16 protein-coding genes are annotated in these 18,801 nt (G+C 68.3%); 4 read left to right on the top strand and 12 right to left on the bottom strand.

Features of this window, described 5'->3' with window-relative positions:
- Window positions 1-111: 111 nt before the first annotated feature.
- Together SP5_RS14120 and leuA are read right to left on the bottom strand one after the other, a co-directional pair.
- Window positions 112-912 (bottom strand): hypothetical protein, encoded by an 801-nt coding sequence (locus tag SP5_RS14120; RefSeq protein WP_157013746.1) that lies wholly within the window; start codon window positions 910-912, stop codon window positions 112-114.
- Window positions 913-1,035: 123 nt separating this feature from the next.
- Entirely contained in the window at window positions 1,036-2,694 is a 1,659-nt protein-coding gene (leuA, locus tag SP5_RS14115; protein WP_042489901.1) for a 2-isopropylmalate synthase, read from the bottom strand.
- A 292-nt stretch (window positions 2,695-2,986) separates the two neighbouring features.
- On the opposite strand from leuA, the gene SP5_RS14110 reads away from it, so the two are divergent.
- Window positions 2,987-3,388 (top strand): BLUF domain-containing protein, encoded by a 402-nt coding sequence (locus SP5_RS14110; RefSeq protein WP_042489899.1) that lies wholly within the window; start codon window positions 2,987-2,989, stop codon window positions 3,386-3,388.
- Between the two features lie 52 nt (window positions 3,389-3,440).
- Here SP5_RS14110 and SP5_RS14105 read toward each other — a convergent pair whose 3' ends face one another.
- From SP5_RS14105 to miaA, 5 genes are all read right to left on the bottom strand, one after another.
- Entirely contained in the window at window positions 3,441-4,043 is a 603-nt protein-coding gene (locus SP5_RS14105) for a YceI family protein (protein ID WP_042489897.1), read from the bottom strand.
- 314 nt (window positions 4,044-4,357) lie between these two features.
- Window positions 4,358-5,377 carry a ketol-acid reductoisomerase gene (gene ilvC, locus SP5_RS14100; protein WP_042489895.1) on the bottom strand — a complete coding sequence of 340 codons (1,020 nt, stop codon included), beginning with the start codon at window positions 5,375-5,377 and terminating at the stop codon, window positions 4,358-4,360.
- 62 nt (window positions 5,378-5,439) lie between these two features.
- Complete coding sequence (gene ilvN / locus SP5_RS14095; RefSeq protein ID WP_042489893.1) at window positions 5,440-5,955, bottom strand: acetolactate synthase small subunit; 516 nt, start codon at window positions 5,953-5,955, stop codon at window positions 5,440-5,442.
- Between the two features lie 138 nt (window positions 5,956-6,093).
- Window positions 6,094-7,839, bottom strand: a complete 1,746-nt coding sequence (locus SP5_RS14090; RefSeq protein ID WP_042489891.1) for an acetolactate synthase 3 large subunit — start codon at window positions 7,837-7,839, stop codon at window positions 6,094-6,096.
- 85 nt (window positions 7,840-7,924) lie between these two features.
- Window positions 7,925-8,857 (bottom strand): tRNA (adenosine(37)-N6)-dimethylallyltransferase MiaA, encoded by a 933-nt coding sequence (miaA, locus tag SP5_RS14085; RefSeq protein WP_042489889.1) that lies wholly within the window; start codon window positions 8,855-8,857, stop codon window positions 7,925-7,927.
- Here miaA and serB point away from each other — a divergent pair.
- Window positions 8,856-9,740, top strand: coding sequence for a phosphoserine phosphatase SerB (serB, locus tag SP5_RS14080; RefSeq protein ID WP_042489888.1), 885 nt, complete (start codon window positions 8,856-8,858; stop codon window positions 9,738-9,740). The genes miaA and serB overlap by 2 nt on opposite strands.
- 140 nt (window positions 9,741-9,880) lie before the next feature.
- Here serB and SP5_RS14075 read toward each other — a convergent pair whose 3' ends face one another.
- Window positions 9,881-11,005: an SPOR domain-containing protein gene (locus SP5_RS14075; protein WP_245613503.1), complete on the bottom strand. Its 1,125-nt coding sequence runs from the start codon at window positions 11,003-11,005 to the stop codon at window positions 9,881-9,883.
- A gap of 175 nt (window positions 11,006-11,180) precedes the next feature.
- On the opposite strand from SP5_RS14075, the gene SP5_RS14070 reads away from it, so the two are divergent.
- On the top strand, window positions 11,181-12,512 hold the full coding sequence (locus SP5_RS14070) for a tetratricopeptide repeat protein (RefSeq protein ID WP_052811561.1): 1,332 nt from the start codon (window positions 11,181-11,183) through the stop codon (window positions 12,510-12,512).
- Window positions 12,513-12,514: 2 nt separating this feature from the next.
- Here the strand turns inward: SP5_RS14070 and SP5_RS14065 are convergent, their stop codons facing one another.
- Together SP5_RS14065 and SP5_RS14060 are read right to left on the bottom strand one after the other, a co-directional pair.
- Complete coding sequence (locus tag SP5_RS14065) at window positions 12,515-13,702, bottom strand: BaiN/RdsA family NAD(P)/FAD-dependent oxidoreductase (RefSeq protein ID WP_042489887.1); 1,188 nt, start codon at window positions 13,700-13,702, stop codon at window positions 12,515-12,517.
- A 224-nt stretch (window positions 13,703-13,926) separates the two neighbouring features.
- Complete coding sequence (locus SP5_RS14060; RefSeq protein WP_042489885.1) at window positions 13,927-14,382, bottom strand: GreA/GreB family elongation factor; 456 nt, start codon at window positions 14,380-14,382, stop codon at window positions 13,927-13,929.
- A 210-nt stretch (window positions 14,383-14,592) separates the two neighbouring features.
- Between SP5_RS14060 and SP5_RS14055 the strand changes: the two genes are divergently transcribed.
- Window positions 14,593-16,335 carry a DEAD/DEAH box helicase gene (locus SP5_RS14055; RefSeq protein ID WP_042489883.1) on the top strand — a complete coding sequence of 581 codons (1,743 nt, stop codon included), beginning with the start codon at window positions 14,593-14,595 and terminating at the stop codon, window positions 16,333-16,335.
- Between the two features lie 201 nt (window positions 16,336-16,536).
- On the opposite strand, the gene SP5_RS14050 is transcribed toward SP5_RS14055, so the two are convergent.
- Complete coding sequence (locus SP5_RS14050; protein ID WP_042489881.1) at window positions 16,537-17,754, bottom strand: dihydroorotase; 1,218 nt, start codon at window positions 17,752-17,754, stop codon at window positions 16,537-16,539.
- Complete coding sequence (locus SP5_RS14045; RefSeq protein ID WP_042489880.1) at window positions 17,751-18,734, bottom strand: aspartate carbamoyltransferase catalytic subunit; 984 nt, start codon at window positions 18,732-18,734, stop codon at window positions 17,751-17,753. Before SP5_RS14045 ends, SP5_RS14050 begins: the two co-directional genes overlap by 4 nt.
- Window positions 18,735-18,801: the final 67 nt, after the last annotated feature.

Genomic DNA, 18,801 nt, shown 5'->3' with positions numbered 1-18,801 from the left:
AGAGGCCCCACCCCAACCCCTCCCCTGAAGGGGAGGGGCTTACGCTGATTCCATGTGACGTCATCCCGCTCTGGGGGAGGGGGCCGCAGGGATGTCGATCCACCCGACGCGTCAACCACCGCCCCTGGTGGTGAAGTCGATCCGTATACGGACCCATTCGCCGATCATCTCCTTGCCGTTGACGCGTGGTGCCCGGACGCGGAACTGCCAGGCGGCCTCGCGCATCGAGCGGGCCAGCCCGGAGCCGACGGGCGACTCGCCCAGGATCTGGCAATTCTCGACGCGGTAGCCGGGGATGGTGCGGCACGCGATCAACGCCCAGCCGCCATCGGGGGCGGGGCCGCGCAGATAGCCGTTCAACTCGGCATTGCTCGGGCGGCGCGGGAACCATTCCGCATTGTAAAGCCGCCGACCGCCCGGCCCCTCACCGGGGCCATAGGCCGATGCGCTGTCCTCGCCCCGGTCGTCGCCCTTGCTCGACCCGACACCCTTGCCTTCGCCCTTGGGCAGGGCGGCGATATCGCCTGCGTCGAACAAAGACTTGTCCCCCCATTGCCACGGCGTCGGCGCGGAGGTGTCGGCCTTCTTCTCGGGCTGCGGGACAGGGGTGTCGGCACGCTTCTCCGAGACCGGGGCCTTGGAACCGCCTGCCGCAGCGGGCTTGCGCGTCGCCGTGCGGGTCTTGGGCACCGGCGCGCCCGACTCCTTGTCATCCGGTGACACGGAGAAGGTGTTGAGGACCGAGGATTTCTCCGGGTCGATCGGCTTGGGCGCCAGATGGAACAGCAGCCATGCCAGCAACAGGTGCGCCAGCACGGTGAGCGTGATCGAGGCCCCCCGTTCGCGGAGTTTCTCACGGTAGCGCTCGGGGATGAACGACCAGCGCGAGGACGGAGGGACGACCGCGCTCATGATGGACATATCATCGGCCGGGACACCCCTCCGTCAGACCTTCGGTCTGCCACCTCCCCTTGCAGGGGAGGAAGGAACGACGCTCTCATGGCGCGTCGTCTTAGCCGAGAAGGACGGGGCGCATCAGGCCCGGTTGGCGGCGGAGAGCACCGCCCGGACGCTGGCGGTGGCGATGTCGGTGTCCAGCCCCACGCCGAACACGACCCGCCCATCCGGGGTCCGCGCCTCGACATAGGCGGCGGCCTGCGCGTCCGCGCCGTGACCGATGGCGTGTTCGTTATAGTCGATGACTTCCAGGTTCGGACCCGTGGTGTCGGCGAGTGCCGCGATCACGCTGGAGATCAGGCCGTTGCCGCGACCCGAGATCGACCGTTCCTCGCCATCCACCTGCACGCGGCCGATAAAGGTCCGCTGGCCGGTCGACCCGCTTTCCTCATAGTCGCGCAGCACGAAACGGTCGCCCTCGCGCGGCAGATAGGTCGCCTCGAACCCGCCCCAGATATCGGCGGCGTTCAGCTCGCGGCTGGTCGCGTCGGCCATCGCCTGGACATGGCGGCTGAAATCGGCCTGGAGCCGCTTAGGCAGCTTCAGCCCCTTGTCCTGCTCGATCACCCAGGCGACGCCACCCTTGCCCGACTGCGAGTTGACGCGGATGACCGCTTCGTAGCTGCGGCCCAGGTCGGCGGGATCGATGGGGAGGTAGGGGACTTCCCACAGATCGTCGTTGCGCTGGCCCTGGGCGGCGAAGCCCTTCTTGATCGCGTCCTGATGGCTGCCCGAAAAGGCGGTGAAGACCAGATCGCCCGCATAGGGGGTGCGAGGATGGACGGGCAGGTTGGTGCAGTAATTGACCGTGTTCACCACCTCGTCGATGTCCGACAGGTCGAGCTTGGGGTCGACGCCTTGGGTGTACATGTTGAGCGCGACGGTCACGAGATCGCAATTGCCGGTCCGCTCGCCATTGCCGAGCAGACAGCCCTCGACCCGGTCGGCGCCCGCCATCACGCCCAGCTCCGCCGCCGCGACGCCGGTGCCGCGATCATTATGCGTGTGGAGCGAGATGACCACCGAATCGCGATTGGGGATGTTGCGTCCGAACCATTCGATCTGGTCGGCATAGACGTTGGGCGTCGCGCACTCGACGGTCGCGGGCAGGTTCAGGATCAGCGGATGGTCGGGCGTCGGCTTCAGCACGTCCATCACGGCGGCGCAGACCTCGACCGAGAAATCCAGTTCGGCGGTCGAGAAGGTTTCCGGGCTATATTCGAAGAACCAGTCGGTGTTCGGGCGCTTGGCGGCTTCGTCGCGCAGGATCTTGGCACCCTCGACGGCGATATTGCGGACCTCGTCACGGGTCATGCCGAAGACGATCTTGCGCCAGGCCGGGCTGACCGCATTGTAGAGATGGACGATTGCGGTGCGCGCGCCCTCCAGGCTCTCGAAGCTGCGTTCGATCAGGTCGCGGCGCGACTGGGTGAGGACCTGGATCGTCACGTCGTCGGGGATGCGGTCGTTCTGGATCAGGCCGGAGATGAAGTCGAACTCGGTCGCGCCCGCGCTAGGAAAGCCGACCTCGATCTCCTTCAGCCCGACCTTCACGAGCAGGTCGAACATCCGCGTCTTCTTTTCCGCGTCCATCGGGTCGATCAGCGCCTGGTTGCCGTCGCGCAGATCGGTCGACAGCCAGCGCGGCGCCTTCGTGATCGTGCGGTTCGGCCATTGCCGGTCGGGCAGGGCGATGGTGGGGAAGGGGCGGTATTTGGTCGAAGGGTCGCGCAACATGATCGGGTCTTCCAACATTCTCGGCCGCGTCAGGCCAGGGGCGCGGCGGGTACGGAACTATCGGTTCATTCAGCCCTTAGGGAAGTCGCGCATGGCCACGCCGATCCTCCCCTAAGGGCGGATAAGTCGAAGCGAACGGAGCAGCAGCGCGGCGATCATGATGGAGCGGTTCATGCCGCGTCGGGGCGGGCTTGTCCATATCCCGCCGCACCGTGTGAACGCTTTGTTAAAGCGCCACCCGCCATCGACGGCGGCGAAGACCGGCAGGTGTGCCGGGCAGCGGGATACACCGATGTTGCGTCAACTCGTCTATATCAGCAGCGTGAAGGGGCTGGCGGTGGCCATCGACCCCGAGACGATCCTGATCGCATCGCGCCGCAACAATGCGCAGGCGGGCATTACGGGGCTGCTCTATTTCGACGGGCGGCGCTTCCTCCAGGCGCTGGAGGGTGAGGCCGAGGCGGTCGAGCGCCTGTATCGCCATATCGCGGCGGACCCGCGGCATCACGCGCTGGTCGTCCTGTCGGATCGCCATGTCGAGGCGCGCGAGTTCGGTGACTGGGCGATGGGCTATGCGATCAAGGGCGAGGACAAGGCCGCATTGATCGAGCGGATCGCCAGGCTGGCGGCGTTGGCCGCGCCGGAGGTTCGTGCGACGTTCGAGAGTTTCGCCGGGTTGAAGCGACTGTTCTGATCCGACCCCGGCCGCCCCTGGAATCGGGCGGCCGGGGTCGGGCAATGACCGCTTACTGCGCGGTGAAGGCGGCGTTGATCGTCAGGTCGACTTCGTCACCGACGACCGGGACATAGGCACCAACGCCGAAGTCCGAACGCTTGATCTTGGACGTGGCACGGAAGCCGATGTTCAGCTTCTTCGACATCGGATTGGTGCCCGCGCCGAAGAAGGTCGCGTTCAGCGTGACCGGCTTGGTCTGGTCCTTGATGGTCAGGTTGCCGGTGATGACCGCCTTGGTCCCCATCACCTTCACGCCCGTCGAGACGAAGCGCGCGGTCGGATAGGTCGCGGCATCGAAGAAGTCCTTCGACTTCAGGTGGTTCGCGAACGGCGCGGCGGTGACCGACAGGTCGTTGATCTTGAAGGTGACGTCGACCTTGGCGGCCTGTGGGCGGGCCGGGTCGATGGTCAGCGTGCCTTCCGACGCGCCGAACTGTCCCTCCAGCATCGAGAAGCCCATATGGTTCAGCGACCAGGTGACCTGGGTATGGGCGGGGTCGACGGCGTAGGTGCCCGCGACGACGCGCGAGGCGACCGGAGCACCCGGCTGGGTCTGGGCGATGGCGGGGGCGGCGAGGACGAGCGCCAGAGCGGCGGGGATGGCGAAACGCATGGGTAAACTCCCTGTTGGACGTTGGCCTTTGTGGGCCGTGCGGTGAACGCACGTCAAAGGCCAAGGTCGCAACGATGCGTTTCCGGGTTGGAGTGGGGTGGTGGGCTCTGCGAGGCTCCGTTGCCCTCCCTCATCCCCTCCCGCTTGCGGGAGGGGAGCGGTACGGGGCTGCCGTTACGCGCCACCGAAACCTATCAGCGGATGGAAAGGTCGGTCTGGGAACATGCCGTAGCTTCTAGGCACGCCCCTCCCGCAAGCGGGAGGGGATGGGGGAGGGTCACGGTGTCTCACCGAGCCCACCCCCCAGACGAAGATCAGTTCTTCGCCTTGTCCACCAGCTTGTTCGCGCCGATCCACGGCATCATCGCGCGCAGTTCGCTGCCGACCTGTTCGATCGGGTGGCGCTTGGCGGCGATACGGCTGGCCTTCAGCTCGGGCTGGCCGGCGCGGTTGTCGAGCACGAAGTCCTTCACAAAGCGGCCCGACTGGATGTCGGCGAGGACGCGCTTCATTTCCTTCTTCGTCTCTTCGGTGATGATGCGCGGGCCGGTCTTGATGTCGCCGTACTCGGCGGTGTTCGAGATCGAGTAGCGCATGTTGGCGATGCCGCCCTCATACATCAGGTCGACGATCAGCTTCAGCTCGTGAAGGCACTCGAAATAGGCCATTTCGGGGGCATAGCCCGCCTCGACCAGCGTTTCGAAGCCCGCCTGGACCAGCGCGGTCGCGCCGCCGCACAGCACGGCCTGCTCGCCGAACAGATCGGTCTCGCACTCTTCGCGGAAGTTGGTCTCGATGATGCCCGAGCGACCGCCGCCGACGCCGCTGGCATAGGCCAGCGCCACGTCATGTGCGTTGCCGCTGGCGTCCTGATGGATCGCGATCAGGCAGGGCACGCCGCCGCCGCGCACATATTCGCTGCGCACGGTGTGACCGGGGCCCTTGGGGGCGATCATGATGACGTCGATGTCCGCGGGCGGCTCGATCAGGCCGAAATGCACGTTCAGGCCGTGGGCGAAGGCGAGCGCGGCGCCGGGCTTCATATTGCCCTTCAGGTCGGCGTCATAGATCGCGGCCTGATGCTCGTCGGGGGCCAGGATCATCAGGATGTCGGCCCAGGCGGCCGCTTCCTTGTTCGACAGGACCTTGAAGCCCGCCGCTTCCGCCTTGGCGGCCGAGGCCGAGCCGGGACGCAGCGCAATCGCGACATTCTTGACGCCCGAATCGCGCAGGTTCTGCGCATGGGCATGACCCTGCGAGCCGTAACCCAGGATGGCGATGTTCTTTTCGGAGATCAGGTTCAGATCGGCGTCGCGATCGTAATACACACGCATTGGACTTCCCTTTCAAAATGGTTGGGCCGCTCAGGGCCTCGGATCGTTGAAAATGGGGTGGCTCAGGCCGCTTCTGCGCCGCGCGAGATGGCGGCGATGCCGGTGCGGGCGACCTCGACCAGGCCGACTTCGCCCATCAGTTCGACGAACTTGTCGATCTTGGCGATGCCGCCCGTGACCTCGAACACGAAGCTGCCGATCGTCGCATCGACCACGCGGGCACGGTAGACCTCGGCCAGACGCAGCGCCTCGATCCGGCGGTCGCCGGTGCCCGATACCTTCACCAGCGCCAGTTCGCGCTCGACATGGTCGCCCAGCACGGTCAGGTCGGTGACCTTGTGCACGGGGACCAGCCGATCGAGCTGGGCGATGATCTGCTCCATCACCGGCGGCGAGGCGCTAGTGACGATGGTGATGCGGCTGACGGCCTTGTCGGCGGTGATCTCCGACACGGTCAGGCTTTCGATATTATAGCCGCGCGCGGTGAACAGCCCCGCGATCCGCGCGAGAATGCCCGGTTCGTTGTCGACGATCACCGCCAGCGTGTGGCGTTCCACCTGTTCGGTCTTGATGTGCATCGGTCTTCTTTCTGCGCACCCGTGATGACGGGCCATATATCCTCTCCCCTCCCGCAAGCGGGAGGGGCCGGGGGAGGGAAGGCGAGGGAGGGAAAAGCCCTCCCCTAACCCCTCCCGCCTGCGGGAGGGGAATGGTCGTCAAACCAGCGCCTTGGCCTCGTCGTCCATGGTGCCCGATACCTCATTGGCCTGCAGGATCATGTCGGTGTGCGCCGCGCCCGACGGGATCATCGGGAAGCAGTTGGCGAGCTTGGCCACGCGGCAGTCGACGATCACCGGTCCGTCATGGTCGAGCATCGCGGCGATGCCGTCCTCCAGCTGATCGCGATGCTCGATCAATATGCCCTTCCAGCCATAGGCCTCACCCAGCTTCACGAAGTCGGGCAGCGAGTCCGAATAGCTTTCGGCATAGCGGCTTTCATAGGTCAGTTCCTGCCACTGGCGGACCATGCCCATATATTCGTTGTTCAGGATGAAGATCTTGACCGGCAGGCGATATTGCGTCGCCGTCGCCAGCTCCTGGATGTTCATCTGGATCGAGGCTTCACCGGCAATGTCGATCACCAGCGCGCCCGGATTGCCCAGCTGCGCCCCAATCGCGGCGGGCAAGCCGTAACCCATGGTGCCGAGGCCACCGCTCGTCAGCCACTTGTTGGGCTTCTCGAAACCGAAATGCTGCGCGGCCCACATCTGGTGCTGGCCGACCTCGGTGGTGATGATCGGCTGGCGCGCCTTGGTCGCGTCGTACAGCGCGCGGATCGCGCGTTGCGGCATGATCGCGTCGCCCGCCTCGGGGAAGGACAGGCAGCCCACCGCACGCCAGCCCGCGATGCGGCGCTGCCACTCGGTCGTGTCGGGCTTGGGATGCTGGCGCGACTTCCAGATGCGCACCGCATCCTCCAGCGCGTGGCCGACATCGGCGATGATGGCCAGGTCGACGCGGACATTCTTGTTCACGCTCGACCGGTCGATATCGACATGGACCTTGCGGCTGTTCGGGCTGAACGCATCCAGGCGGCCGGTCACGCGGTCGTCGAAGCGGCTACCCAGCGCGACCACGAGGTCGGCCTGGTTCATCGCCATATTGGCTTCATAGGTGCCGTGCATCCCCAGCATCCCCAGCCATTGCGGATCGCTGGCCGGGAAGGCGCCCAGGCCCATCAGGGTCGAGGTGACGGGCGCGCCGGTGATGCGGGCCAGTTCGCGCAGCAGCTGCGACGCGGCCGGACCCGAATTGATGATGCCGCCGCCGGTATAGAGAATCGGACGCTCGGCGGCCGCCAGCATGTCGACCAGCTGCTCGATCTGGCTCTGGTCGGCCTTCACCTGCGGGCGATAGGTCTTGTGACGGATCGGACCCGGCTTCTGATAGCGGGCGGTGGCGACCTGCACGTCCTTGGGGATGTCGATCACGACCGGACCGGGGCGGCCCTGGGTCGCGATGTGGAACGCCTCATGCACCACCTCGCCCAGACGCGCGGGGTCCTTCACCAGATAATTGTGCTTGGAACAGTGGCGCGTGATGCCGACGGTGTCGGCTTCCTGGAACGCGTCGGTGCCGATCAGCGCGGTCGGCACCTGGCCGGTGATGACCACCATCGGGATCGAATCGAGCAGCGCGTCGGTGATGCCGGTGACCGCATTGGTCGCGCCGGGGCCGGAGGTAACGAGCACCACGCCGGGCTTGCCGGTCGAGCGGGCATAGCCCTCCGCCGCATGGGTCGCCGCCTGTTCGTGGCGGACGAGAATGTGGCGGATGCGCTTCGATCGGAACATGGCGTCGTAGATCGGCAGCACCGCACCACCCGGATAGCCGAAGACGACCTCCACGCCGAGATCGCACAGCGCCTCGACCAGGATATCGGCTCCGCTTTTCTCGGTCATCGTCTTCGTCCTTCTGCGTCCGTGCCCGCTGACGGGGCGTGTCGGGAAAGGCGCGGCTACAAGTTTAAAAAGTGCGCGTCAACCGTCAATTGCGCAATAAAGTTTCTATTATGCTGCGACGCACATCGGGAGCTGTGTCGGAAATCATGGTCCAGTCGGGGCCGGGCTGGTGACGGAACCAGGTAAATTGCCTTTTGGCGTAACGCCTTGTCGCGAGCGCGCCCGCCGCCTCCGCCGCGGCGCGGGTCATGCGGCCGTCGAGCAGCGCGGCGGCCTCGGGCACGCCGATCGCGCGACGGATGGGGGCGTCTGCAGGCAGGTCTGGGCGGGCGAGGAGCGCGGCGGCTTCGTCCAGTCCTTCGTCCAGCATCTCGCCGAAACGCCGGTCGATCCGCGCGTTCAGCCAGTCGCGATCGGGCAGCAGGATGACGGCGGACAGAGCGATCCGGTCGCCGATGCCGCCCTCTTTATGCGCCTGCCAGTCATGCAGCGGGCGGCCGGTGGAGCGCACCACCTCCAGCGCGCGGGCGACGCGGGTGGTGTCGGCGGGATTGAGCCGCGTGGCGGCGGCGGGATCCTCGCGCGACAGGGCGGCATGGGCTTCGGCCACGGGGAGCGCGCGGACTTCCGCGCGAATATCGGGGTCGATCTCGGGCACCGGCGCGATGCCGTCGAGCAGGGTTCGCATATAAAGGCCGGTGCCGCCGACCAGGATCGGCAGCGATCCCGCCGTAACGCTGTCGTCGATCGCCTTGCGCGCCTCCGCCGCCCAGCGCGCCGCCGAATAGCCGGTGTCTGCCCCGTCGACATGGCCGAACAGCCGGTGCGGGGCCTGGGCTTCTTCGGCAGGAGAGGGCCGGGCGGTCAGGATCGACAGGTCCCGGTACACCTGCGCCGAATCGGCATTGATGATCGTGCCGCCGGTCGCCTTCGCCAGATCGAGCGCCAATGCGGACTTGCCGCTGGCGGTCGGCCCTGCGATGAGCGCGACCCTGGATCGGTCAGAGGAGTTCGCCATGTTCATCGCCACGCTGATAGCAGCCAAGGGCCGGCTGGCCGATGCCGATTTGTCGGCCGCGCAGGAGAAACTGGCGGCGGCGGGCTGTACCTCCTCGGCAACACGCTGGATCGACGCGGGCGTGGCGGCGGACATCGACTTTACCGGCGATCCGCTGGCCGCGCGCGAGGCGTTGGAAGGCCGGTTCGACACGACCGATGTGGTCGTGCAACCTGCCGCCAACCGTCACAAGCGCTTGCTGGTCGCCGACATGGATTCGACCATGATCACCGTAGAGTGCATCGACGAACTGGCCGATTATGCCGGGATCAAGGAGCAGGTCGCCGACGTCACCGAACGTGCGATGCGGGGCGAACTCGACTTCGCCGCCGCGCTCGACGCGCGGGTCGCGCTGTTGGAAGGGTTGGACGAGAGCGTCATCGAACAATGCCTGGCGGAACGTGTCACGCTGATGGCGGGCGCCCGCGCGCTGGTCCGCACGATGAAGGCGCGCGGTGGTCATGCGATCCTGGTGTCCGGCGGCTTCACCCGCTTCGCCGAGCCGGTCGCGGCCGAGATCGGCTTCGACCACGCCATCGCCAATTACCTCGAGATCGCGCATGGCAAGCTGACCGGCACGGTGCGCAAGCCCATCGTCGGGTCGGACACCAAGGAAAAGACGCTGCTCGCCGCGCTCGACGAACTGGGCATCGGTGCAGGTGAAAGCATGGCGGTGGGCGACGGGGCCAATGACCTGGCGATGATCCGCCGGGCCGGTCTGGGCGTCGCCTATCGCGCCAAGCCGATCGTCGCGGGCGCGGCGGCGGCGCGTATCGACCATGGCGACCTGACCGCGCTGCTCTATGCGCAGGGCATCCCGAGTGCGGAGTGGGTGGTCGGTTAAAAGGCCGTCCAACTATTCCTCCCCTTGCAGGGGAGGTGGCGCGCGCAGCGCGTCGGAGGGGTGTCCCCCTCTCGATAGCGCGACACCCCTCCGTCAGGCCTTCGGCCTGCCACCTCCCCTGCAAAGGGAGGAACGGAAATTTACGGCGCGACGACCACGCAGGGCTGGCCGGATCGGCGGCACGCGGCTTGCGCCGCGCCGCGATTGGCATAGCCGCCCGCCTGAAGCCGGGTGACGCCGCCCGCCGTCACGAAATAGGGCTGCGCACCGCCAAGGCGTCCGCGCACCTCCCGCCACAGGGCATCCGCATTGCCGCGATCGCGGAAGGCTCCCAGCTGGATGCGCCATGGCCCGCTGGTCGTGCGAGCCGGTGTCGGCCTGGCGGGGCGCGGCGCAGTGGTCCGCGCGGGCGTCGGTGCAACGGGCTTGCGCCGGTCGATCAGGTCGGACGCTTCCTCGCGGACCGGCGGCGTCTGGCTGGCAGACGCGCCGGGTGCCGGATAGCTGGCGCCATAGCCGGGCGTCGCCGGGCGTGACGGTGTGATCGGCACCGGCTGCACCGCCGGGCGCGTCTGCACGGCGGTACGGGCCGGGGTGTCGGCTACTTTGACCGGGGTCGGTTCGCTACCCACCGTCACCCGCTTCGCCCCGCTGGCCACAGGGGCGGGCAGGGCGGTCAGGCGGGCGCGATATTGCTGGGCCAGTTCGACGCCGTGCTGGCGGTCGGGCGGGGTGATATACTGGTCCATCTGCGCCAGCGTCTGAGAGGCGGCCTGCAACCCTGCCTGCGACGCCAGCGTCATCAGCGCATAGGCGCGCGGATAGTCGCGGGGCACGCCGTCACCGTTGAACAACATCGTGCCGAGCACCAGTTGCGCCCGCGGTTCGCCATGGGCGACCGACTTTTCCAGCCAGGGCGCGGCCTCGGTCTTCCTGCCCGCCTGGAACAGCGCGAGGCCGTAATTGTCGGCGGCCTGGACATGCCCCTGGACGGCGGCCTTGCGGAACCAGCTTTCGGCAAGCGCAGGGTCGAGCGGTACGCCGCGACCCAGCTTATATGCCTGGGCGAGATTGAACTGCGCATCGGCATCGCCCGCCACGGCGGGGCCGCGCCATTCCTCGACCGCCTTGCGATAATCGCCCTGCGCCCAGGCATCGACCCCGGCCTTCACGTCTGGCACGGCCAGCGCAGGCGTCGTGCTCAGGAAAACGGCCAGAAGAGCGGCGGGCGCGACCATGCCGCCGATCGCGAATCTGCGCATCATCCTTCGTCCTTCCGCCCTTGTTGCAGGCCATCCATGCCCCGCTGCCGGGCACGGGTAAAGCGCTCAATGAAGGGGTTAACCGTTCCTTATAGGCTGGGGGCCTAGCGTGGGGGCCGATCGGGGAAGCGGGTCATGCGCGGGGCGTATCGACCGCCTTCCCCCTGGGCCGAACCGGATGACCAAGATGACCACGTTCCGCACTCTCCTGTCCTGCAGCGTCGGCGTGTTGATCCTGGGGGGCTGCACTGCCGCCAGCCCGCGCACGGCGCGACTGAACGCGGAGGCCGGCCCGGCGCGGGCGAATGCCGCGCTCGCCGACCAGACCCGCCGGGTGCTGGCGCAGCGTGACGGCGACGCCGCGGTGGCGCTGGCCGAACGGCTGGTCGCGGCCGAACCCAGGGATGCGGGCTATCGTTCGCTCCTGGGGCAAAGCTATCTCCAGGCGGGGCGCTTCGCCTCGGCGCGGCAGGCCTTTACCGATGCCTTGCAGCTCGATCCCGCCGATGGGCGGGCCGCGCTGAACCTGGCGCTGGCGATGATCGCGGGCGGCAATGGGGCGGGTGCGCAGACGCTGCTCGACCGGCACGCCGCCGCCATTCCGACCGCCGACCTGGGGCTGGCGCTGGCGCTGGCCGGGGCGCCGGGCGAGGGCGTCCGCCTGCTGACCGCCGCCACGCGGGAGCCGGGGGCGAGCGTCAAGGCGCGCCAGAATCTGGCGCTGGCGCTGGCGCTGTCGGGGCAGTGGGACATGGCCCGGATGGCGGCGTCCGCCGACATGGCCCCGGCGGATGTCGAGGGGCGGATGCGCGAATGGGCGGACTTCGCCCATGCCAGCCCGGCCGACATGGTGTCGTCCCTGCTGGGTGTGCAGCCGTCGGTCGACACCGGCCAGCCGATCATGCTGGCGCTGAACGCGGCCCCCTCGGCGGCGGTGGTGCAGGACATGGTCCAGGCGCTGCCCCAGCCGGTCGTCGCGGCATCCGCACCCGCTGAACCGGCGGCGGCGCGCATCGTCTTCGCCGCGCAGCAGGAAATCGTCCAGCCGCTGCCCATGACCGCCCAGCGGACTGCGCGAACTGCGCCGTCGAGCCTGTTGCTGGCCCGGCGTGATGACGAACCGCAGCCCAGCGTTCGGCGCATCGCGGCAGGCCCCGTCACGGCACCCGCCCTGCTCCGCCAAGCCGAGGAACGGCGCGTTGTCACGCGGCGTCGCGGCGACTGGAATGTCCAGATCGGCGCCTTCGGCAAGGCGGACGGCGCGCAAAAGGCGTGGGACCAACTGACCCGCCGTTTCGACGGCCTGTCGGGCTATGTCCCGCAGAGCGGCACCGTGCGCCTGTCGGGCGAGCGGCTCTACCGCCTGTCGGTCGGCGGGCTCAGCCGTGTCGAGGCCGACTCACTCTGTCATCGTTATCGTGCGGCGGGGGGTGCTTGTTTCGTCCGGCGTCAGGGCGATGACCATATGGCGCAATGGGCGCGGCCGGGGATCGGCATCGCCTCGCTCTGACATCAGACGGCTTCGCCTGCCGCGCGGCCGCTCGCCCAGGCCCATTGGAAGTTATAGCCGCCCAGCCAGCCGGTGACGTCCACCGCCTCGCCAACGAAGTGCAGCCCCGGCACCGCCTTGGCCTCCATGGTGCGCGAGGACAGCCCGGCGGTGGAGACACCGCCGACCGTCACCTCGGCCTTGGCATAGCCTTCGCTGCCATTGGGGTGGAAGGTCCAGTCGGCCAACCGTCCCTGCGCCGCCGCCAGCAGCTTGTCGGTCGCCGCGCCCAGTTCGGCGGGGAGCGCCAGCCGTTCCGCCAGCGTCTCCGCCAGCCGGTCGGGCAGGTGTTGGCCAAGCGCCCGGCGTGGACTGGTGCGCGGGGCGCTGCGCTTCAGGGCGACCAGCCAGTCGGGCGCGCAATCGGGCAGGAAGTCGATACCGATCGCCTCGCCATGCCGCCAATAGGACGACACCTGCAGGATCGCCGGGCCGGACAGGCCGCGATGGGTGAACAGCGCCGCCTCGCGAAAGCGCGTCTTGCCCGCGCGCGCAACGACTTCGGATGCCACGCCCGACAGCGAGCGGAACAGCGTCTCCTCACCGCCCAGCGTCAGGGGGACGAGGGCAGGGCGCGGCTCGACCACCTTCAGCCCGAACTGGCGGGCGAGGTCATAGGCATAGCCGGTCGCACCCATTTTGGGGATGCTCGGCCCGCCGGTCGCGACGATCAGGCGGGGGGCGGTGAAGGCCCGGCCGCCGCGCGTCACCCGGAATTGCGTGCCGTCATGCGCGACCGCCTCGACCGGCTGGCCGAGCGCGATATCGACCACGCCGCCGGACCGCGCGGCCCGGTCGCCTTCATCGAGCAGCATCGCCACGATCTGCCGCGCCGAGCCGTCGCAGAACAGCTGACCCAGCGTCTTTTCGTGCCAGGCGATGCCATGCGCCTCGACCAGTTCCAGAAAGTCGGCTGGCGTATAGCGGCCCAGCGCCGATTTGGCGAAGTGCGGGTTCGCCGACAGGAAGCGGTCGGGCACGGTGCCAATATTGGTGAAATTGCACCGTCCGCCGCCCGAGATCAGGATCTTCTTGCCCGGCGCATCGGCATGGTCGACGACCAGCACCCGCCGCCCCCGCTGTCCGGCGGTGGCAGCAGCCATAAGCCCCGCCGCGCCCGCGCCGAGGATGATCGCGTCATAGTGTTGCATGGTGGGGGTTTAGGGGGATTTGGTGGACGGGGATAGGGTGGGCAATTGGGCTTGCCGTAGATACTTGGCACGCCCCTCCCGCAGGCGGGAGGGGATGGGGGAGGGCTTCGCCGCGAGCGACGGTCTCTGCGAGGCGCCTTTCCCTCCCCCGGCCCCTCCCGCCAGCGGGAGGGGAGGAAGAAGGGTGCTCTCCTGCCTCGAGAGAAGGAGGAAGAAGGAAGGCTTTACTCGACCTCCATCACCTCCACCGCATCGGCTTTCCCCCCGAACGCCACCGTCTCCCCCGCCATCGCGCCCATCAGGGCGCGGGCCAGCGGGGCGGCATAGGCGATACGGTCGTGCGTGGGATCGGCTTCGTCATGGCCGACGATGGTCAGCGTCTTCGTTTGCCCGTTGAGGCGGATGGTCACCGTGCTGCCGATCCCGACCTCATCCTCGGCGGGGGCAGGGGCCAGCTCCGCCGTGGCGGCTCGGGTGTTCCAGTAACGCAGTTCGCGCTGGAGCCGGGTCCGTTCCTCGTCATCGGTCGCGGCGGCGACGGCGGCTTCGACCTCCGCTACCTTCGCACGGGTCAGCTCCAACCCACGCGGCGTGACCATATTGGGGCCGGGCGGGATCGGCAGCTCGAACTTGGGTTCGAGATGTTCCTCATCGGATTCGCGGCGAAAGGCGACACTCATCGGGGATCAACGCGCAAGGTCATGGCACGGCTCCATGGCGGGCCGTTCGCTTCACCGCAAGCACGGCTTGAGTTTCTCGCCAATTGGTGTAAAGGGCCACGCTTTCACGGAACGCAAACAATCACCCGTGCCGCATGGGTGTATCCGCCAACCGAGAGGGATGGGTCCCTTGGTTCGGCGGTACGCGCTCCTTTTTCTGTTGGAGTCCCCATGCCTTTTTCTGCTTTGCCGCCGGTATTGTCGGCTGCCCTTTCCGCGCGTGGCTATACCGCGCCGACCCCCGTCCAGGCTGCCGTTATCGAGGATGACGCCCAGGGCCGCGACCTGATCGTGTCCGCCCAGACCGGTTCGGGCAAGACCGTCGCCTTCGGCCTCGCCATGGCGAGCGAGCTGCTGAACGGTGGCGATCACCTGCCCCAGCCGGGCGCGCCGATGGCGCTGGTCATCGCACCGACGCGCGAACTGGCGCTACAGGTCAGCCGCGAGCTGGAATGGCTCTATGCCGGGGCGCGTGCCCGTATCGCCACCTGCGTCGGCGGCATGGACGCCTCGCGCGAGCGTCGCGCGCTCAGCCACGGCACCCACATCGTCGTCGGTACGCCGGGCCGTCTGCGCGACCATCTGGAGCGCGGTGCGCTCGACCTGTCGTCGCTGAAGTTCGTCGTCCTCGACGAGGCGGACGAGATGCTCGACATGGGTTTCCGCGAGGACCTGGAGCAGATCCTCGACGGCACGCCGTCCGAGCGTCGCACGCTCCTGTTCTCGGCGACCATGCCGCGCCCGATCGTGCAGCTCGCCAAGCGTTACCAGACCAACGCCAAGCGGATCGAGACGATCAGCGAGGACAAGGGTCATGCCGACATCGCCTATCAGGCGGTGACGGTTGCCCCCGCCGATATCGAGGCGGCGGTGGTCAACCTGCTGCGCCTGCACGAGGCCGAGGTCGCGATCCTGTTCTGCGCCACCCGCGACAATGTCCGCCATCTGCATTCCAGCCTGGTCGAGCGTGGTTTCTCCGCCGTCGCGCTGTCGGGTGAGCATTCGCAGAACGAGCGCAACCATGCGCTTCAGGCGCTGCGTGACGGCCGCGCCCGCGTCTGCGTGGCGACCGACGTGGCGGCGCGCGGTATCGATCTTCCGGGCCTGACGCTGGTCATCCACGTCGAAATCCCCCGCGATGCCGAAGCGTTGCAGCACCGTTCGGGCCGTACCGGCCGCGCGGGCCGCAAGGGCACCGCGATCCTGATCGTGCCCTATCCGCGCCGCCGCCGGGTCGAGGGTATGCTGCGCGGTGCGCGTATCGATGCCGAATGGCGTCGCGCGCCGACGCTGGAGGAAATCCGCGCGCAGGACCGCGAGCGCCTGCTGACCGCGCTGCTGGCGCCGGTCGAGGTGGACGAGGGCGATCGTGAACTGGCCACCCGCCTGCTCGCCGAGAAGTCGCCCGAGGATATCGCCGCCGCCTTGGTCCGCGCGCACCGCGCCGCGCTGCCCCAGGCCGAGGAACTGGTCGAGGGCGATGCTCCGGCCCCGCGCGAGCGTCGCGAAGGGTTTGACGACACCGCCTGGTTCCGCATGAGCGTGGGCCGCAGCCAGAATGCCGATCCGCGCTGGCTGCTGCCGCTGATCTGCCGTCGCGGGCACATCACCCGCAACGAGATCGGCGCGATCCGCATCCAGCCGAACGAGACGCTGTTCGAAATCCCGTCCGCGCTGGCGTCGCGCTTCATCGCCGCGCTGAAGCGGACCGAGGCGGACCATGCCGAGGACGATATCGCGATCGAGCAGGCCGATGGCCCGCCCGCCGGTGGTTCGGGCCATGGCGGTCCGCGTCGTGGTCCGGGCGGTGGCAATCGTCCGATGGGCGGTCGTCCGGCCGGTGGCCCCGGCGGCCCGCGCCGCTACTCGCCGCGCCCCACCCAGGGCGGCCCGCGCGGTCCGCGTCGCGGCTAACCCTTAGCGGTTCAGCAAAAAGCCCTCCCCGAGACATCTAGCGGAGGGCTTTTTTTATTCCTCCCCAAGCTGTGCTTGGGGAGGAGGACCGCCGGGCGCAGCCCGGTGGTGGAGGGGCGTGGTCCCTCACTGGCGTTGCTGGCCCCACCACCACTCGCTGACGCGAGCGGTCCCCCTCCCCATCGGGGATGGGGAGGATTTTTACGCGATCTCCCGTCCCGCCTTCCACAACCGCAACGCGCGGCCCTGGACCGGGAAGCCGTCGAACGGCGTATTCCCCGCCGAGGCGAAGGCGTCGCCCGACACCATCCATGGCGTGTCGGGGTCGAACAGCATCAGGTCGGCGGGCTTGCCCGGCTCCAGCGTGCCGGTGTCGAGCCCCAGCACCCTGGCGGGATGGCTTGCCAGCAGCGCGAACAGCCGGGGCAGGGTGATCCGCTCGTCACGCACCAGCATCAGCGCCAGCGGGAGCAGCGTCTCCGCCCCCGCCATGCCAGGCTCGGCATCGACGAAGGGCAAGCGCTTGGATTCGGGGCCGTGCGGATCATGGCCCGATCCGATGACGTCGACCGTACCGTCCGCGACCGCCGCGAGCGCCGCCTGCCGGTCGCTCTCGTCGCGCAGGGGCGGCGAGAGCCGGGCATAGGTGCGGAAATCGGTGACGGCGATATCGGACAGGTGAAGGTGCGCGGGCGTGATCCCGCACGTCACCTTCACCCCGCGCCGCTTGGCCGCGCGGATCAGGTCGAAGCCCGCCGCCGTCGTCACCTGGCGGATGTGGAGCTTCGCACCCGTCTCCTCGGCCAGCATCAGGTCGCGCGCGATGGCGAGCGACTCGGCGATGGCGGGGGCCGACGGCAGGCCCAGGCGGCTCGCCGTCTCGCCCTCGGTCGCCACCGCCTCGGCGGTCAGGCCGCCATCCTCGGCATGGGTGATGACGGTGAGGCCCAGATCGGCGGCATAGGCCAGCACCCGGTGCATCACGCCCGAATCGGCGACCCAGCCGCGCCCGGTGCCGACCGCGCGCGCGCCAGCCGAGACACAGACCGCCATCTCGGCCAGGTCCGTCCCCGCCAGCGCGCGCGTCGCCGCCGCGATGGGGTAAATCCACAGGTCGGGCCGTCCGATCAGCGCGGCCCGCTGCACCACGCCCGGATCGTCCAGCACCGGCGACTGGTCGGGCATCAGGCCGATGCGAACGATCCCGCCCGCGCGTGCCGCCGCATTGTCGACCTTGAAGACGCCCAGATCGATGATGCCGGGGGCCAGCATCCTGCCGCCGCAGTCGATGACTGTCGCGCCCTCGGGTGCGTCTCCGATGCCGGTGATAACGCCGTCCTCGACCAGCAGGGTCGACCCACGAATCTCGCCGCCGACCGGGCAGATCAGCGTGGCGTTTGCAAAGGCGGTGATGCTCATGCCCAGCCCTCCAGCTTGCGGGCTCGGCGGGTCAGCACGTCCAGACAGGCCATGCGCACCGCGACGCCCATCGCGACCTGCTCGGTGATTGCGGATTGCGGGCCGTCGGCCACGTCCGAGTCGATTTCGACCCCCCGGTTCATCGGGCCGGGATGCATGACCAGCGCATCGGGCTTGGCGCGCTTCAGCCGCTCGGCGGTCAGGCCGTAGCGCATCCGGTACTCGCGGGTGGAGGGGATATAGCCGCCCGCCATCCGCTCGTTCTGGACGCGCAGCATCATGACGACATCGGCGTCCTCGATCGCTTCGTCGAAATCGGTGAAGGGGGTGACGAACATCCGCTCAATCCCCTTGGGCATCAGGGTCGAGGGCGCGCAGACCCGCACCTCGGCCGCCAGAGCGGTCAGGGCGAGAATGTCCGAGCGCGCGACCCTGCTGTGCAGGATATCGCCGCAGATGACGACCTTCTGGCCCGCCACGCCGCCCCGGCGGCGGCGGATGGTCAGCATGTCGAGCAGCGCTTGCGTCGGATGCTCGTGCCGCCCGTCGCCCGCGTTCAGGACCGGGCAGTCCACCTTGTCGGCGATCAGGCGCACCGCGCCGCTGGCCATGTGGCGGATCACGATGACGTCGGCGCGCATCGCGTTCAGCGTCATCGCCGTGTCGATCAGCGTCTCGCCCTTCTTCACGCTCGACTGCGCGGCGTGCATGTTGACGACGTCCGCGCCCAGGCGTTTTCCGGCGATCTCGAAGGACAGAAGGGTCCGGGTCGAGTTCTCGAAAAAGGCGTTGATCTGGGTCAGGCCCGCCAGTCTTGTGTCGGGCGTATCGGTCGCGCCGCGATCGAGCCAGTGTTCCGCCTCGTCGAGCAGGAACATGATCTCATGCGGTTGAAGGCCGTCGATTCCGGTCAGATGCCGGTGCGGGAAAACGGCGCCACCCTGAATGAGCGTGCCGGGGCGATGATCCGAGGTCTGCATTAAAGCCGCCGGGTAGCGAGCGGCGGCGCGATGGGCAACCCAATTCCTCCCCAAGCGAGGCTTGGAG

It is taken from the genome of Sphingomonas parapaucimobilis NBRC 15100 (assembly GCF_000787715.1).
Taxonomy (GTDB): domain Bacteria; phylum Pseudomonadota; class Alphaproteobacteria; order Sphingomonadales; family Sphingomonadaceae; genus Sphingomonas; species Sphingomonas parapaucimobilis.
This window is presented reverse-complemented; position numbering and strand designations above follow the sequence as displayed.

Bases quoted from the DNA above. Each gene is read 5' to 3' on its own strand.
- SP5_RS14120 (WP_157013746.1), bottom strand. From the start codon at position 912: ATGAGCGCGGTCGTCCCTCCGTCCTCGCGCTGGTCGTTCATCCCCGAG.
- leuA (WP_042489901.1), bottom strand. From the start codon at position 2,694: ATGTTGCGCGACCCTTCGACCAAATACCGCCCCTTCCCCACCATCGCC.
- SP5_RS14110 (WP_042489899.1), top strand. From the start codon at position 2,987: ATGTTGCGTCAACTCGTCTATATCAGCAGCGTGAAGGGGCTGGCGGTG.
- SP5_RS14105 (WP_042489897.1), bottom strand. From the start codon at position 4,043: ATGCGTTTCGCCATCCCCGCCGCTCTGGCGCTCGTCCTCGCCGCCCCC.
- ilvC (WP_042489895.1), bottom strand. From the start codon at position 5,377: ATGCGTGTGTATTACGATCGCGACGCCGATCTGAACCTGATCTCCGAA.
- ilvN (WP_042489893.1), bottom strand. From the start codon at position 5,955: ATGCACATCAAGACCGAACAGGTGGAACGCCACACGCTGGCGGTGATC.
- SP5_RS14090 (WP_042489891.1), bottom strand. From the start codon at position 7,839: ATGACCGAGAAAAGCGGAGCCGATATCCTGGTCGAGGCGCTGTGCGAT.
- serB (WP_042489888.1), top strand. From the start codon at position 8,856: ATGTTCATCGCCACGCTGATAGCAGCCAAGGGCCGGCTGGCCGATGCC.
- miaA (WP_042489889.1), bottom strand. From the start codon at position 8,857: ATGGCGAACTCCTCTGACCGATCCAGGGTCGCGCTCATCGCAGGGCCG.
- SP5_RS14075 (WP_245613503.1), bottom strand. From the start codon at position 11,005: ATGATGCGCAGATTCGCGATCGGCGGCATGGTCGCGCCCGCCGCTCTT.
- SP5_RS14070 (WP_052811561.1), top strand. From the start codon at position 11,181: ATGACCAAGATGACCACGTTCCGCACTCTCCTGTCCTGCAGCGTCGGC.
- SP5_RS14065 (WP_042489887.1), bottom strand. From the start codon at position 13,702: ATGCAACACTATGACGCGATCATCCTCGGCGCGGGCGCGGCGGGGCTT.
- SP5_RS14060 (WP_042489885.1), bottom strand. From the start codon at position 14,382: ATGAGTGTCGCCTTTCGCCGCGAATCCGATGAGGAACATCTCGAACCC.
- SP5_RS14055 (WP_042489883.1), top strand. From the start codon at position 14,593: ATGCCTTTTTCTGCTTTGCCGCCGGTATTGTCGGCTGCCCTTTCCGCG.
- SP5_RS14050 (WP_042489881.1), bottom strand. From the start codon at position 17,754: ATGAGCATCACCGCCTTTGCAAACGCCACGCTGATCTGCCCGGTCGGC.
- SP5_RS14045 (WP_042489880.1), bottom strand. From the start codon at position 18,734: ATGCAGACCTCGGATCATCGCCCCGGCACGCTCATTCAGGGTGGCGCC.